Origin of the sequence: Stieleria magnilauensis (assembly GCA_007753675.1) — a bacterium.
GTDB classification, from domain to species: Bacteria; Planctomycetota; Planctomycetia; order Pirellulales; family Pirellulaceae; genus Stieleria; species Stieleria magnilauensis.
The window spans coordinates 547,327-561,291 of record CP036432.1; the positions used below are offsets into that span (position 1 = coordinate 547,327).

Sequence of the window (13,965 nt, forward strand, 5' to 3'; positions counted from 1 at the left end):
CTGTCGATCGGATGGTGCGTTCCGTCATTTTCTTACCTCCGAAATCTTCTTACCAGCATTCCACAACGGCTAAAAACGGGTGCGCGAACGCCTGCACCCATCGATTGACGCCCGTTGTGATTTGATGTCCACGCCGATCAACCGCGTTTGGGTCTCGGGATCTTGCTGCGGCTCCCCGTCCCCTTGGTTCCCTTGCGTCGCCCGCGTTGACTTTGCCGGCCCGTTGCACTGGACGGTTTGTCGACTTCGACGTCCGCCAACGGTTTGCCGATGTTTTCTTTCAGTTGCAGGACTCGGTCTCGCAGCTGTGCCGCACGCTCAAACTCCAAGTCCTCCGCGGCCGACAACATTTCTCGCTCCAACGCTTCGACGAATTCGAGCGTGATGTACGTCGTTTCGGATTCCTCCTGCGCCTTTGCGATCGTTTTTCGTCGTTTGGCCGCGTCGGTCTCGATCCCCGCCTTGATCTTTTTCCGCACCGTTTCGGGCGTGATCCCGTGTTCTTCGTTGTACGCCTGTTGAATCGCGCGACGCCGTTCGGTTTCACCGATCGCCAATCGCATCGATTCGGTCACTTTGTCGGCATACAAGATCACTTTGCTGTTGGCGTTGCGAGCCGCCCGCCCGATGGTTTGTATCAAGCTGGTTTCGCTGCGCAAGAAGCCTTCTTTGTCGGCGTCTAGAATCGCCACCAAAGAGACTTCGGGCAGGTCCAAGCCTTCGCGAAGCAGGTTGACGCCGACGAGACAATCGAAATGCCCGGCCCGAAGTTCTTGCAGCAGATCCACTCGCTCGAACGCATTGAGTTCACTGTGCAGCCAACGGCAACGAACGTTTTGCTCTTGGAAGAAGTTCGCCAAATCCTCCGCCAACCGTTTCGTCAACGCGGTGACCAGTACCCGTTCGTCTCGTTCGGCTCGGATACGAATTTCGTTGATCAAGTGATTGACTTGGCCACGCGCCGAAACGACTTCCACCTCGGGATCCAACAATCCCGTCGGTCGAATGATTTGTTCAACCACTTCGCCACCGGTGCGTTCCAATTCGTAATCGCTGGGCGTCGCGCTGACGAAACAAATCTGACCGGTTCGCTCTTCCCACTCTTCAAATTTCAACGGCCGATTGTCCAGCGCACTGGGCAGCCGAAACCCGTGATCAACCAGCGTCAACTTTCTGCTGCGGTCACCGGCGTACATCGCGCGCACCTGGGGCACCGTGACGTGCGATTCGTCGACGAAGGTGATGAAGTCATCGGGAAAGAATTCGTACAGCGTGTCTGGCGACGAACCCGGTGCTTTGCCCGACAGCGGCCGAGAGTAGTTTTCGATACCGGGGCAATGGCCCACTTCGGCCAACATCTCGAGATCAAATCGAGTCCGCGCCGACAGACGCTGCGCCTCGAGCAACTTGCCTTGCTTTTGAAATAATTCCAACTGATGCTTTAATTCCGCACGGATCACGCTGATCGCCCGCTTGATGCGATCGTCGGGCATCACAAAGTGTTTCGCCGGGTAGACGAAGACCTGGGAGAGTGTTTTGACGGTTTCGCCGGAGACGGGTTTGATGATCGAAATCTGGTCGATCTGGTCCCCCCACATTTCGATCCGATACGCAAACTCTTCGTAACTGGGCCACAATTCGATGCTGTCGCCACGCACACGAAACTTGCCGCGTTCAAACGCCATGTCGTTGCGTTCGTACAACACGTCGACCAACTTTAATAGCAAGTGATCGCGGCGAATCGATTCGCCCCGCGTCAGACTGACGACCAGTTGCTTGTAGTCCTCGGGTGAACCCAATCCATAGATGCTGCTGACCGAGGCAACGATCACGACGTCGCGTCGGCTGACCAGACTGCTGGTGGTGGCCAATCGCAGTCGATCGATTTCTTCGTTGATCGAGGCGTCTTTTTCGATGTAGACGTCGCGCTGGGGAATGTAGGCTTCGGGCTGATAATAATCGTAATAGCTGACGAAATAGTGGACCGCGTTCTCGGGAAAGAACTCTTTGAACTCGCTGTACAACTGGGCGGCCAACGTCTTGTTGTGGCTGAGCACCAACGCCGGGCGGCCGACGTTGGCAATCACGTTTGCCATGGTGTAGGTCTTTCCGGTTCCGGTCGCACCGAGTAGCACCTGCGCGGACGAGCCGGAGTTAAACCCCTTGGTCAACTGTTCGATCGCTTGGGGTTGGTCACCGGCCGGTGGAAACGGCTGGTTGAGATGAAACTCGGCCCGGGGCAGCTCCTTGGCGGTTTGCAGCTCTGTTTGTTCGTCCATCCTGTTCGTCACCGGGGTTGTCGCCAAAGGGTTGGTTTCACGTCGAATTATCACCCACACGGGGAGACGGCCCAAGGCCACATCGACTCCGGTGGCGTTGTAATCGGCAAGATCACTACCGCAGAGCGGTTCTGGCGGATCACCCCGCAGACGCGACAATTTGGCTCGAAATTGACTCTGGCGTGGACGATGACGAGCGAAAACGGGTTGTTTTCTCCCCAGCAGAAGCAATCGATTCAGAAACAGACCATGGACCAAGGAAGGCCCTGATGGACGATTTGTCTTCGCTGGAAAATCTGTCAGAACTCGGCACCGCCGCACTGGCGAGCGAAATCCCACGGCGGCAATTCGGCAAGGGAGCCCTGGCCGCCGGCATCGTTCCGCTGAACCTGTTCGGCTGGGGAGAAAAACCGAAGCAAGATTGCCCGATGAATACGATTCGCGAAAAGCGTTTCGACACACTCGTGGCCGTCATGGCCGCACAAATCGATGCGCTGTGGTGCGGACGCCAAGGCGACAACGCCTGTCAAGTCGCCAACGATTTGCTGCGGTACGCCGACTACCTGCCCCACCGGATGCAACTGGGCATCAGCGTCGCGCTGCTGTGGCTCGATGTCTACAGCGTCAAACACACCGCCACGCGGCTGAAGCACCACACGCCCAAGGGGGTGCAGCGGGTGCTCAATCAGGGTGAAACCCCGAGGCGAAACGGGGCGCCGCCGTTGATCTTGTGGGACGAGGATCACCTGCTGCACCTGGCGGTCAGCGGATTGGCGATGTTGGGGCGATTGGTGATCCACTCGCGCGCTCCCGCCCGCCGATTGATCGGATTGGGCTGGAGCAAGAAATGCGAACGCGTTTCCAATTTGGTCTCACTGCCCGCGCCGCCGTTGGCTGATCTGAGCGAGCACTATGACGTGGTCATCATCGGCAGCGGCGCCGGCGGCGCGACCGCAGCAACGCGGTTGACGGCGCAAGGGCGAAAGGTCTTGATTTTGGACTATGGTGATTTCGTCAGCCCCGATGCGCTGGTGCAACGCGTCAAAGACTCCGACGGAAACGTGCGGCTGGCACCGCCGCGAAGTGATGAAGTGCTCGCCCGGCTCTACAAAGACGCCGGCGGCCAGATCAGCGGCGGGCTTGGCAAGGTCGATTCCAAGTTGGAATTGATCGTGCCCCACCTGCGAAAGAAGATTCCGCCGCGACAGACCATCAACATCTGTCAGGCCAAGGTGTTCGGTGGCGGTCCGTATGTGAACAACGCCATCCACTTGCCGATTTCGCGGGAGATCTACGAAACCCAGTGGGCCGGACGACAACCCACTGGCGTCGACTACGATCAGCTTGCGCAACTGATGGAAGGCATCAACCACGAACTCGGGGTCAACACGGCGGTCACCGAATCGCAAATCAGCGACCGCAGCATGCGCTTCGCCGAAGGCTGCCGTGCGGTCGGCGAAGAGGTGCAACCGCTGCCGGTCGCCATGCGCCGGCAATGTTTGGGATGTGGAAGCGACAATTCCGTCGACAGCTTTGGCGACCACATCGGCGATCTGCATCCGTACTCTCCCGGCGGTGCGAATAGTTTTCTAGTCCAAGCGATGCACAATCCCGAGCCCGCGCGGGTTTCCTATCGGACCGAAGCCACGCGGATTCGTGTCCAGGCCGATGACAGCGGCCAACCCATCGTCACGGGGGTCGATGTCACACGCGTGGAAGACGACGGGTGCCGCACCCGCGCGACCGTCACCGCAGACCAATACGTCGTTGCCGCGGGCACCGGGCCGACGACCAAGTTGATTGCCCAGGGCCTGAAATCCGCCGGCTATCGGAATCGAAACCTTGGCAAACGATTCACCGCAAACGTCGGCACGGCGGTGTATGCGATGTTTGACAAACCGATTTGGCCGTCCGACTCCGATCGCCCCGAACCCGGAGTCACCCAGTGTTTCCTCGTCGACCGGCGAATGGTCGAGCGAGACGGCCGGATCGTGGAAGAACCGACGCTGGAGAACTGGTTCCATTTTCCCGGCACCGTTGCGCTGGCGCTGACCGGATGGTTCCAGGAATTCGCTTGCACGATGCGCCGGTTCAATCATCTTTCGATGGCCGGTATCGTCGTGCCGACCCAAGTCAGACCGTGCAATTCGATCGATGCTTGCGGCAACATTCACCTCTCTCTGGACTGTGATGAATTTGAGATTCTGTTGCTCGGTATCCGACGCATCGCCAGAATCTATTTTGCCGCAGCGACGCCCGATGACGGAGTCACGCTGCATCTGCCGACCAAAGCAATGATGCTGCGCGGTGTACGCCCGCTGCGGATCCGTGATATGAACGATTTGGATTGGGCGATCGGCGAGATCCGACGGCGCGGTCCGGCGTTCATCAATTTGTTGACCACACACGGACAGGGTGGCGCTTCGATCGGAGACGTGGTCGATCCGCAATCCTTCCTTGTCAAAACGGATTGTGGCCGGCACGTCTCGAACCTGGCCGTCGCCGATGCGTCTCTCTTTCCGGCCGGTTGTGAAATCAACCCCCAGCTGACGCTCAAGGCCTTGGCCACGATCGCAGCCGAACAGGTGATCCGGCGGACGGCGTGAACGAGTGCTTCGCCACCGATTCTTTTGATGGAGTCGACGAGACGAACCCTGCTACTTCATGATGAACACGCACTCGTCGTCTGGCGTCGACGGGCGTGGCGGATATGATCCCGGTGAGTCGCCCGTTACTCTCTCGATCCGGCCTCCGGTCCGCCGGGAATTTTCCTGAAGCCTTGTTATGAATTCTCTTTCCGACCGACTCGCGCGACGGCTGCCATTTTTTTATGGCTATTTGATGCTGCCGATTGCGATGCTGATGCAACTGGGAACCAGCCCCGGTCAGACGTTCGCGGTCAGTGCTTTCACGCCGTCCTTGCTGGAAAGTTTGGACCTGACGCAAAGCCGGCTCGGTTTGGCGTACATGTTGGGAACATTGTTCGCCGCCATCCCATTGACCTTCGTCGGCCCCGCGGCCGATCGTCACGGGCTCAAACGGATCGCATCGATCGTCATCGTCGCCCTGGCGTTGGCTTGTCTGTTCGCGTCCAGCGTCAACGGGTTTTATGGTTTGTTGGCTGCGTTCTTTTTGCTGCGGTTTCTCGGTCAAGGCTCGCTGACACTGTTGAGCGGCAACACGACGGCGATGTGGTTTCGCAACCGCATCGGACGTGTCTCGGCGGTGCTCAGCATCGGTTCGGCGATCGCGTTTGCTTGGGTTCCCGATTTGCTGGCGAGCACGATTGAGTCCATCGGCTGGCGGTCGACGTATCAGACGCTTGCAGCCATCCTCGTTCTGACCTTGCTGCCGCTTGTCTTGCTGCTCTATCGAAATCGGCCGGAAGACTTGGGTCAGTTTGTCGATGGACACGCCGGACGCCTGTCACCCGGTCACGCCACCACGAGAATGGACACCAGCGCATCGGAACGGCAGATCGAAGTCGACCCCGATTCGCTGACCCTGTCTCAGGCGGCGCGGACGGGGTCGTACTACATCCTCGGCCTGTCCAATGTCATTTGGGCGATGGCCGGTACCGGCGTGCTGTTTTATTTGTTCACCCTGTGCGAGCAGCGCGAACTGCCGTCGGACACCGCCAGTGGATTGTTCAAGATCCTCGGCATGACGATGCTGGCGATGCAACTCGGCGGAGGCGTCTTGGCGGATTTCGTGCGACTGAACCGGTTGCTCGGCGTTGGGACCGCCATGGTCGCCGGTTCGCTGATCTGGTTGTATCTGGATCCTTCGGTTCGCGGAGCCCAAGTGTTCGCGGGTCTGTTCGGCGGCGGGCAAGGGATGCTGATCTCGGTCAGTGGTGTTGCCTGGGTCCATTTTTATGGGCGGCAACACTTGGGCAGCATTCGTGGAGCGGTTTGGTGCGGCACCGTCGCCGGCAGTGGATGTGGGCCATTGATCATGGGGTGGGTCAATGATGCGACGGGCAGTTATGACCAAGCGATTCTCTGCTTCGCCGCAGCCATGACGCCGCTGGCGATCGCGGCCTGGTTCATCCGCCCACCCCAGCCGATCGACGTCCCATCAGCGGCTCCCAATCAATCGTAATCTGTGGGTGGCTGTTGCTCCGTCAGCTTTTCGATTTAGCGTGCCGCGGAAAAGGGTCAGGCTGCAACTTGCGGAACGGTGAAACGATTGCTGGTCCCACGGATGGCAGCGCGAACCCACGGATCTTGATCGCCCTGTCATCCGTGGGTTCGCGCTGCCATCCGTGGGTCTATCTATTAATGGTTAGCCCGGTGGAAATCGTGAAACGCCCCGTCCAGATTGCATCAACCAACCGCCACGGCATTCGGCGGTTCGATTCCCGGATCGACGATCGGCTGGACACCGACACGCTTGCCCCCGGCGGCTTGCGGATCGACTATTCTATTGGGCTTCCGATCCATTTCCCTTCCACCGCTCTCCTTCTTCCCAACGGATTTCTGACATGTCAACGACTCGTCGTCAGTTCATCAAGACCGCGGCCGCCGGATCGGCTGCTGCTGCAACGGTTTCCGGCTTGCCTTTCGAAGCCCCCGTGATCGCGCAAGACACACTCCCCAAGCTGCGGCTGGCATCGATCGGCGTCGGCGGGTCGCGGGGACGCTACAACCGCGGCGGCCAGATCGCCCGCGAGGCGGCGAAGTTTGCCGAGATGATCGCGGTCTGTGACGTCGATGATCGCCACACCGAAGAATTCAATCAAACGTTCGGCGGCAAACTGGCCAAGTACCGCGACTATCGCGAGATGCTGGAAAAGGAAAAGCCCCAAGTCGTGACCATCGGGACCCCGGACCATTGGCACGTGCCGATCGCCATCGCGGCCCTGCGCAGCGGCGCCGATGTGTACTGCGAAAAACCGCTCACCTTGACGATCGACGAAGGCAAGCAGATTCGCGCGGTCGTTGAAGAAACCGGTCGCGTTTTTCAAGTCGGCACGCAACAACGCAGCAGCAAGAGTCTGTTCTTGATGGCGATCGCCATGGTCCACACCGGACGACTCGGCGAAAACGTCAACGCCTACGTCGCCATCGGCGGCGCTCCGGGGGACGGCCCGTTCGAAACCACCGATGCGCCCGACGATCTGGACTGGAACCTGTGGGTCGGGCCGGCACCAGACGCGGAGTACTGTGAAGAGCGGCGAAAGATGTTCCGCTGGTACTTCGAATATTCCGGCGGCAAGATGACCGACTGGGGGGCCCACCACATCGACATCGCGCAGTGGGCTCTGGCGCCGGGTGAAGACGGACCGACTCGAATCAAAGGGACCGGTCAATTCCCCAAATCGGTTCCCAGCGACTTGGACTGGGCCGCGTTCCTCGATGGCGACATCTCCTTGCCCAACGCGTTCAATACCGCGACCAAGTTCAGCATCGATCTGAAGTACGACAACGGTTCGTTGATCAGCGTGAACGATCATTACAAACGTGAAGCTGATAACGTTGATTTCCCCAACGGGATCCTGTTCGAAGGCGACAAGGGACGGATCTTCGTCAACCGCGGAAAACTGGAAGGTTCACCGGTCAACAGTTTGACCGACAGCGACAAAGCTGAGTTGAACGATTACATCGTCGAGTTGTGCAAAGGCAAAAAGCCCGGCAGTCACATGGGCAACTTCTTTGAGTGCATCGGCGATCGTGGCAAGCCGATCTCGGATGTCTGGTCGCATCACCGCACGATGACCTCGTGTCACTTGTGCAACATCGCCCTGATGACCGGTCGCGAACTGACTTGGGATCCCAAGCAGGAAGTGTTCGTCGGCGACGATGACGCCAACAAACTGCTCGGCCGCAAGTCCCGAGATTTCTCGACCGTCGGCTGATCGCAGCCGAGGAGGCGTCAGGCGTCGAAATTGATTCGCTTCGTTTCGCTGCCCGCACGCAGCATCGCGTAGCTCCATTCGGCGGTGACGGAGTCACCGCTGTCGGCGAATTCGCGAATCAACCAGCCCCGTTTGGCCGCCGGTGAATCTGCCGGCGGCGAGCGGCGTCGACGCTCGATTCGTTCCAACGCGATCAACGCCAGCGACGGATTGGTCGCCGCGAGTTTCTGGAAATAGCCGTCCGGCGATAATTCGTGATACCGCAGGTCCGTCTTCTTTCGCTCCAGCCACTGAGCATCTTGGCCCAGTTGATCGATCATCCAACGTTTGCTCAACCAATCCACCCTGCCCAGCGCCGGGGTCACGTTCCGCGAGTCACGTCGAAATGCGGAAACGACGTTGACCAGATCCGACCATCGCTCGATCACCAACGTGGCTTCACCTCGATCTCGAATCGGCGTCTCGGCGACAAATCGTTTTGCGGCTTTCAGATAACGACGTTGGATCTCCAACGCACTCAACCGGCCGCGACAGGTCATCACGCGACGGACGAGGTTCCAGTCCGAAGCGATGCCATGCAAGGCAGCGATCGGGCGCGGGATCGTGACAAATTCGCTCGTCGCGCCGGATTCAATCATGTCCAACACCAGCGAGACCGAACCGAATTTGACGTACTCGGCAAGTTCGGAAAGATTGGAATCGGACAAACCGATTTGAAATCGTTGGCGTCTGGCGAACATCGCCTTGGTCGATCCCAATGACAAAAAAGATCGCTCGCAAAACTGTGCCAGCCAATGGCCATAAACGTAAATCGGTCGTTCACCGCGATAACCGCCCATGTCTGCAACGACATCGATCGCCATCGCTTTGGGACTCAGCCGATAACATCCGTCTTCATCCAGATCTCCGGCGCCGCAGAGGGCGACGCGGGAAATCAACAGTGCGGTCAAGTACTTCCGCTGCTTTCGAAACGCAACGTGGCGGACGACAAACCGCAACACGATCACGGTCGGCAGATGGATGCTGCGGAGCAACCCCATGAAGATCGCCTTGGCCCAAGTCGGCAATGTTTCAAAGAGGACGGCGGCCGATGGAGTGTTTTGCGATGCATCCGGAGCAGTCAACGGCTCGTCAACCGAACGCGTCGGTTTTTGTCGACGTTGAATCAAAAAGATGTACGCAAACGCGCACGCAAGCACCGGCAACGAGATCACCACGCTGATCAGTTGAAGCATCCACAACAGCGCGATGCAGACGCGGTAAACGCAAAGCCAAACGCCGCTGGCCACGACCGCTTCATAGTTCTCTTGGCAACCGTAGACATGGCCCAATGCGTCGGTGCTGTTCTTCAAAATCCTCACGTCCCATTCCCCGGCCGCCTCTTCCGCTGCGCCGGCGACCAGTTCATCAATGGAACATTGGCAAGCGAGTAATTCATCCGGGCTGGCCACCTCCGGTGTCGCGATTTCGATCAAGCCACCGGGCAGAGCGTGCAGGGAAGGATGCGTTTCAAACGTCACCGCGCCCCCGCTGGCGAGAAACATTTGGTCTCGATCGAAGACACCGGGGACCGTGGGCTGATTCCGACGAATCGCCGCGCAGATCTGTGTGTAAATTTCGGTTGAACTCGGCAGATCCGCCGTGATCAGACGCGGCTGATTCAGAACCAGCGTCGCGTACTCGGTTTCCATGCCCAGCAATCGCGACACCAGTCGTCGCGCCGGGACGCACCGACGAGAAGAAGTTGACTTCACCAAGCACTCCCAGCCGAGGTAACGCATGGGCTATAGCCCGTCGATTGCCACGACTCGATTGTAGCGGATGGAAGATCCCGACACGAACGGCGAATCGATAAACCGTGGGCGGTTTCCGCGACTGGAAAACGACGCGTGGCTCGTTACCAGCGAAGGCCGAATCGTTCGCCGCCGGTGTCGCGGTTGTTACCGCCCTTGAGCGGCCCATCGTGAGCGGGTTTGACGGCCACTTCGCGTTGGGGTTCCTCGACCTCTTCTTCTTTCGGTTTGGAATCCTCGGCGATCTGCTGTGCCGCTTTGATCGACAAGCCGATTTTTTGGCTGTCGCGGTCAAACGACAGGATCTTCACGTCGACTTCTTGACCTTCGCTGACAAACGCATCGACCTTTGAAACGCGATGGTGGGCCAGTTCGCTAACGTGCACCAAGCCTTCGACGCCGGCACCCAAGCGGACGAAACAGCCGAACGACGCGATCCGCGAAACCGTGCCCTTGTGAACGCTGCCGATCGCGAATTCTGCTTCCGCGGTGTCCCAAGGATTCTCCAACAGGTCTCGATACGAAAGCGAGATCTTGCCGGTTTCCTTGTTGACCGAATCCAGTTTGACCTTCACTTTTTGGCCGACTTCCAACACCTCGCTGGGATGCTTGACTCGATCCCAGCTGAGTTTGCTGACGTGGATCAACCCGTCGAGTGCGCCGAGATCGACAAAAGCCCCGAAATCTTTGACGCTGCGAACCACGCCTTCCATCACATCGCCGGGTTCGATTTTGGCGAGTTGCTCGGCGCGTTTTTGTTCGCGTTCGCGTTCCAGGATCGCGCGACGGCTGAGCACCAAGTTGCCGCGACGCTCATTGGCCTCGGTCACCAGACACACAAATTTCTGGTCGACAAATTCGCTGGCGTCTTCGACGCGGTACTCGGCGATCTGGCTGATCGGCATGAAACCGCGCACCCCACCGACCTTGCATTCCAGCCCGCCGGTGTTGTGACCGGTCACGACGGCTTCGACAACCGAGCCTTCTTCCAAATCGCTCCAGTCGGCGACGTCGATCGTCGATCCCGGCAACGAGCACATGTACAAGCCGTCGTCGCGGTTGAATCCACGCACCATGACTTCCACGGAACTGCCCACCGCCGGTTCGGCGTCTTTGAATTGCTCAAACGGAATCACGCCCTCGTCGGGTCCGCCCAGCGCGATGTACACACTGTCTTGATGGATCTTCAGCACCTGGCCCGAGATCCGCGTGCCCTCGGCCAAGGCTTCTTTGCGATCGGACATGCCCGCCGAACCGCTCAACATCGATTCGATGTCCGCGGCGGCCAGCTCTGCGTCCAGTTCCGCCTGCAGGTCGTCGCTCAGCCCCGCACGCAACGAGGGCACGGCAACACGCTGCGGTTTCTGGGTCGCCGGAGCCGCAGCGGCGGGCGTTTCTTTGTCCCCCTTGATCCGCGGTCGAGGCGGCTTTTTCTTCTTGTTCGGTTTGCCGGCTTTCTTTTCTACCGCTTCGAGTTGCTCGGTGGAGACGCTCGGAGAGGCCGGTTTGGCGATCCCCAAGCCCCGGGCGGCAAGCGGTCCCGAACCGCCGCGTGCGGCTGGGGCCGTCTGGCCGGCTTCGGCAGGCGCATTGGCTTCAGCGGGCGCGTTGGCTTCAGCAGGCGCACTGGCAGCCGATTCAGCCGCGGGTGGCGCCGCCGGTTCGGCCGGCGTGGGGGCAATGTCGGTGGCAGGATCGTCCGTCACAGGCTGTGGTTCGTTGCTCATCGAAACAATCGACGTGGGGAAAAGTGAATGGGGTCGATCCGGCAGTCTAGCACCCCGAAAACATTGTCGGTAGTCTTCACCCCAGGTTTGTCCGCTTCTGATGGAGAACAACGCCAGATGCCCGAATTTACCGATTTTGCTCAATCGCTCAGCCAGTCCTTCTCAACTGAACTTCAATCCGCGATCCAGGCCGCACCGCTGCCCCCACTCGGGGACGGTACGCTTCAGAAACCCCTGTTGACGCTTTTGTCTGGCGGAATCGGCGATCATTTGATCGATGTTCCCGCCGCCCGCCAGATGGAAGTGATGAGTGGACTGTGGCTGGTTGCCGGTGACATTCACCGCAGCCATTCGATCAGCCAAGATCTCGGCAGTGCCGAGGGCAGCTTCTTGCACGGCATCATGCATCGGCGCGAAGGCGATTTTGGCAATTCGAAATACTGGTTCCGACGAGTCGGCTCGCATTGTGTGTTCGATCAGATCAACACCGAGACCGATGGCCATTACGCCGATCCCTTCGAGTTTGTCGATCAGTGCCAGCGAACTCTTGCCGGCGGATCCCACGAAGAAGTCGACCAATGCGTCGCCTCGCAGTGGATCGAATGGCAAGCACTGATGATGTATCTGGTGCAATGACGCTGCTGCGTTGGGACTCGCTGCGGATACCGTCACTCCGCCGAGACTGAAGCTGCGACGAACGACTAATGCTGACCCGAGCGGGTTTTGAATTCGCTCAATCCCAGCGGACGTTTCGCAGCCGTGTTGGCGACTGACAGAAAGATGCCCACCTCAGGCGACTGGCCCAACGCCGTCACCCCGATCGTGCCCATCTGAATCTTGTCGTCCGATTCGACAAACCATTGCAACGTCTCAGGCTGCTTCACATCGCGATAAATCGACAGTGTTGCGGTTTTGCCATTGGTCGTGATCTTGTTCACCGGATCGACGCGAGACTCCTCGCCACGGTCGCGGGCGAACACTTCGACGCCTTGCTTGAACGATCGCAGACCGATCCGAATCCCGTCGATTTCGAAACCGACCTGTGTTGCTGCGGGCATACCCGCCGACAGCGAGGATTTCAGCGAGATCGCCGACCCCGCGGTCAGCTTGAATTGCTTGTCGGACAATTGGTAGGTCTGCTGATCCTTGGTCGTCTTCGGACGCAGCTCTTCGTCGGTCGTTTCGAACCAGTCTAGCCCCTGCTCCGATTCGAAGCGGTCGGCCAGTTGTGCCGGGAACGCGTCGACGTTGCTGAGTCCCTCAAGCGAGCTGAGTGCCTCCGTTGACTCGGTGAGTTGTTTTCCTGGACCGATCGATAGACCGCCCAGGGGCTGAAATTCATTGGGGCTGCGCGGCGTCGCGTCGGACGGCGTGGCGGATTCGTTCGGTGTCTTGGCAATATCCGAAAGCACCTCGCTAAATTCGTTGCCCAGACCGGCACCGAGTCCGCTTCCCGTCTCTCGCCGTTTCGCGATCGGGGATCGGCTTCGGGGGACCGACACACCAGAGCGCGGTGCTTGCCGACTCGCCTTTCTCGTCCGCCTCGCCGTCCCTTCTTGCCTGTTGGAACCCGACTCGTCGTCTTGATCGGCGACGTCGTCTGACACGGTTGTCGTCAACGAGGATTCGCGGACCGGCGACTCAGGTTGCGACGGACGCGCTTCTGCCGCACGCCTGCCGCCGGGGTTCCGGTTGACCCAAAAAACGATCGCCACAATCGTGAGCAAGACCGCTACACTGATCCCGTGGTATTTCCAATCGCTCGGCTTCTTCCGCGGTCGCGATACCGACGGTTGTTGTTCCGGGGATGTTTCTGATGCTGGTGAGACAGCCGGTTCGGTGGGGACCTGCGCCGAAGTCCCGGATTGGGCATCCGCAGCGGCACTGGATCGCAGCGTTTCGTCATACTCCGACCGCGAATCAGCAGTCAGCAAGGTTCGCCGGGCAATGGCGACCTGGCCCAGCATCTCCTGGACGATCTTGCGCCGCGGACCGGCCGCGATCTGGTGCAGATAGGCACTCCGCGATTTCGCCGCCGATTCGATCAACACCTCGTCGGACTCAAAGTCCGCCAGCCCTAACAGGGCATAGTGGTTCGGAGGCAATCGTTCTGCCGGAATTTCCAGCCACTCTTGGTACAAAGCGTTCAGGTCCGCGGGATCGGAAAACGGCATCGCAGGAAAATGAAAGAAGAGGAGATTGGGGGAGCCCCTTTTATACCACGAAGCCACGGGCGTTCGGCATCGAATTCTCACCCCAGCCGCTCATCGAGAAGGGAATTTTCGCCGACGGCATTCACAAGCCAT

8 protein-coding genes are annotated in these 13,965 nt (G+C 59.2%); 4 read left to right on the forward strand and 4 right to left on the reverse strand.

Annotated features, from left to right (window positions below):
• Positions 1-137: 137 nt before the first annotated feature.
• Entirely contained in the window at positions 138-2,279 is a 2,142-nt protein-coding gene (uvrB, locus tag TBK1r_RS02055) for an excinuclease ABC subunit UvrB (RefSeq protein ID WP_145207300.1), read from the reverse strand.
• Between the two features lie 269 nt (positions 2,280-2,548).
• On the opposite strand from uvrB, the gene TBK1r_RS02060 reads away from it, so the two are divergent.
• The 3 genes from TBK1r_RS02060 to TBK1r_RS02070 all read left to right on the forward strand — a co-directional run bounded on the left by TBK1r_RS02060 (position 2,549) and on the right by TBK1r_RS02070 (position 8,139).
• Entirely contained in the window at positions 2,549-4,885 is a 2,337-nt protein-coding gene (locus TBK1r_RS02060) for a GMC family oxidoreductase N-terminal domain-containing protein (RefSeq protein ID WP_145207301.1), read from the forward strand.
• Between the two features lie 178 nt (positions 4,886-5,063).
• On the forward strand, positions 5,064-6,383 hold the full coding sequence (locus TBK1r_RS02065) for an MFS transporter (RefSeq protein WP_145207302.1): 1,320 nt from the start codon (positions 5,064-5,066) through the stop codon (positions 6,381-6,383).
• 382 nt (positions 6,384-6,765) lie between these two features.
• On the forward strand, positions 6,766-8,139 hold the full coding sequence (locus TBK1r_RS02070; protein ID WP_145207303.1) for a Gfo/Idh/MocA family protein: 1,374 nt from the start codon (positions 6,766-6,768) through the stop codon (positions 8,137-8,139).
• Between the two features lie 17 nt (positions 8,140-8,156).
• On the opposite strand, the gene TBK1r_RS02075 is transcribed toward TBK1r_RS02070, so the two are convergent.
• Positions 8,157-9,893, reverse strand: a complete 1,737-nt coding sequence (locus tag TBK1r_RS02075; RefSeq protein WP_419580881.1) for a proteasome accessory factor PafA2 family protein — start codon at positions 9,891-9,893, stop codon at positions 8,157-8,159.
• A gap of 143 nt (positions 9,894-10,036) precedes the next feature.
• On the reverse strand, positions 10,037-11,659 hold the full coding sequence (locus tag TBK1r_RS02080; RefSeq protein WP_145207305.1) for a 30S ribosomal protein S1: 1,623 nt from the start codon (positions 11,657-11,659) through the stop codon (positions 10,037-10,039).
• Between the two features lie 117 nt (positions 11,660-11,776).
• Between TBK1r_RS02080 and TBK1r_RS02085 the strand changes: the two genes are divergently transcribed.
• Positions 11,777-12,295 (forward strand): hypothetical protein, encoded by a 519-nt coding sequence (locus tag TBK1r_RS02085; protein ID WP_145207306.1) that lies wholly within the window; start codon positions 11,777-11,779, stop codon positions 12,293-12,295.
• 65 nt (positions 12,296-12,360) lie between these two features.
• Here the strand turns inward: TBK1r_RS02085 and TBK1r_RS02090 are convergent, their stop codons facing one another.
• Positions 12,361-13,833, reverse strand: coding sequence for a DUF3681 domain-containing protein (locus tag TBK1r_RS02090; protein WP_145207307.1), 1,473 nt, complete (start codon positions 13,831-13,833; stop codon positions 12,361-12,363).
• Between the last annotated feature and the right edge of the window lie 132 nt (positions 13,834-13,965).

Bases quoted from the DNA above. Each gene is read 5' to 3' on its own strand.
- uvrB (WP_145207300.1), bottom strand. From the start codon at position 2,279: ATGGACGAACAAACAGAGCTGCAAACCGCCAAGGAGCTGCCCCGGGCC.
- TBK1r_RS02060 (WP_145207301.1), top strand. From the start codon at position 2,549: ATGGACGATTTGTCTTCGCTGGAAAATCTGTCAGAACTCGGCACCGCC.
- TBK1r_RS02065 (WP_145207302.1), top strand. From the start codon at position 5,064: ATGAATTCTCTTTCCGACCGACTCGCGCGACGGCTGCCATTTTTTTAT.
- TBK1r_RS02070 (WP_145207303.1), top strand. From the start codon at position 6,766: ATGTCAACGACTCGTCGTCAGTTCATCAAGACCGCGGCCGCCGGATCG.
- TBK1r_RS02080 (WP_145207305.1), bottom strand. From the start codon at position 11,659: ATGAGCAACGAACCACAGCCTGTGACGGACGATCCTGCCACCGACATT.
- TBK1r_RS02085 (WP_145207306.1), top strand. From the start codon at position 11,777: ATGCCCGAATTTACCGATTTTGCTCAATCGCTCAGCCAGTCCTTCTCA.
- TBK1r_RS02090 (WP_145207307.1), bottom strand. From the start codon at position 13,833: ATGCCGTTTTCCGATCCCGCGGACCTGAACGCTTTGTACCAAGAGTGG.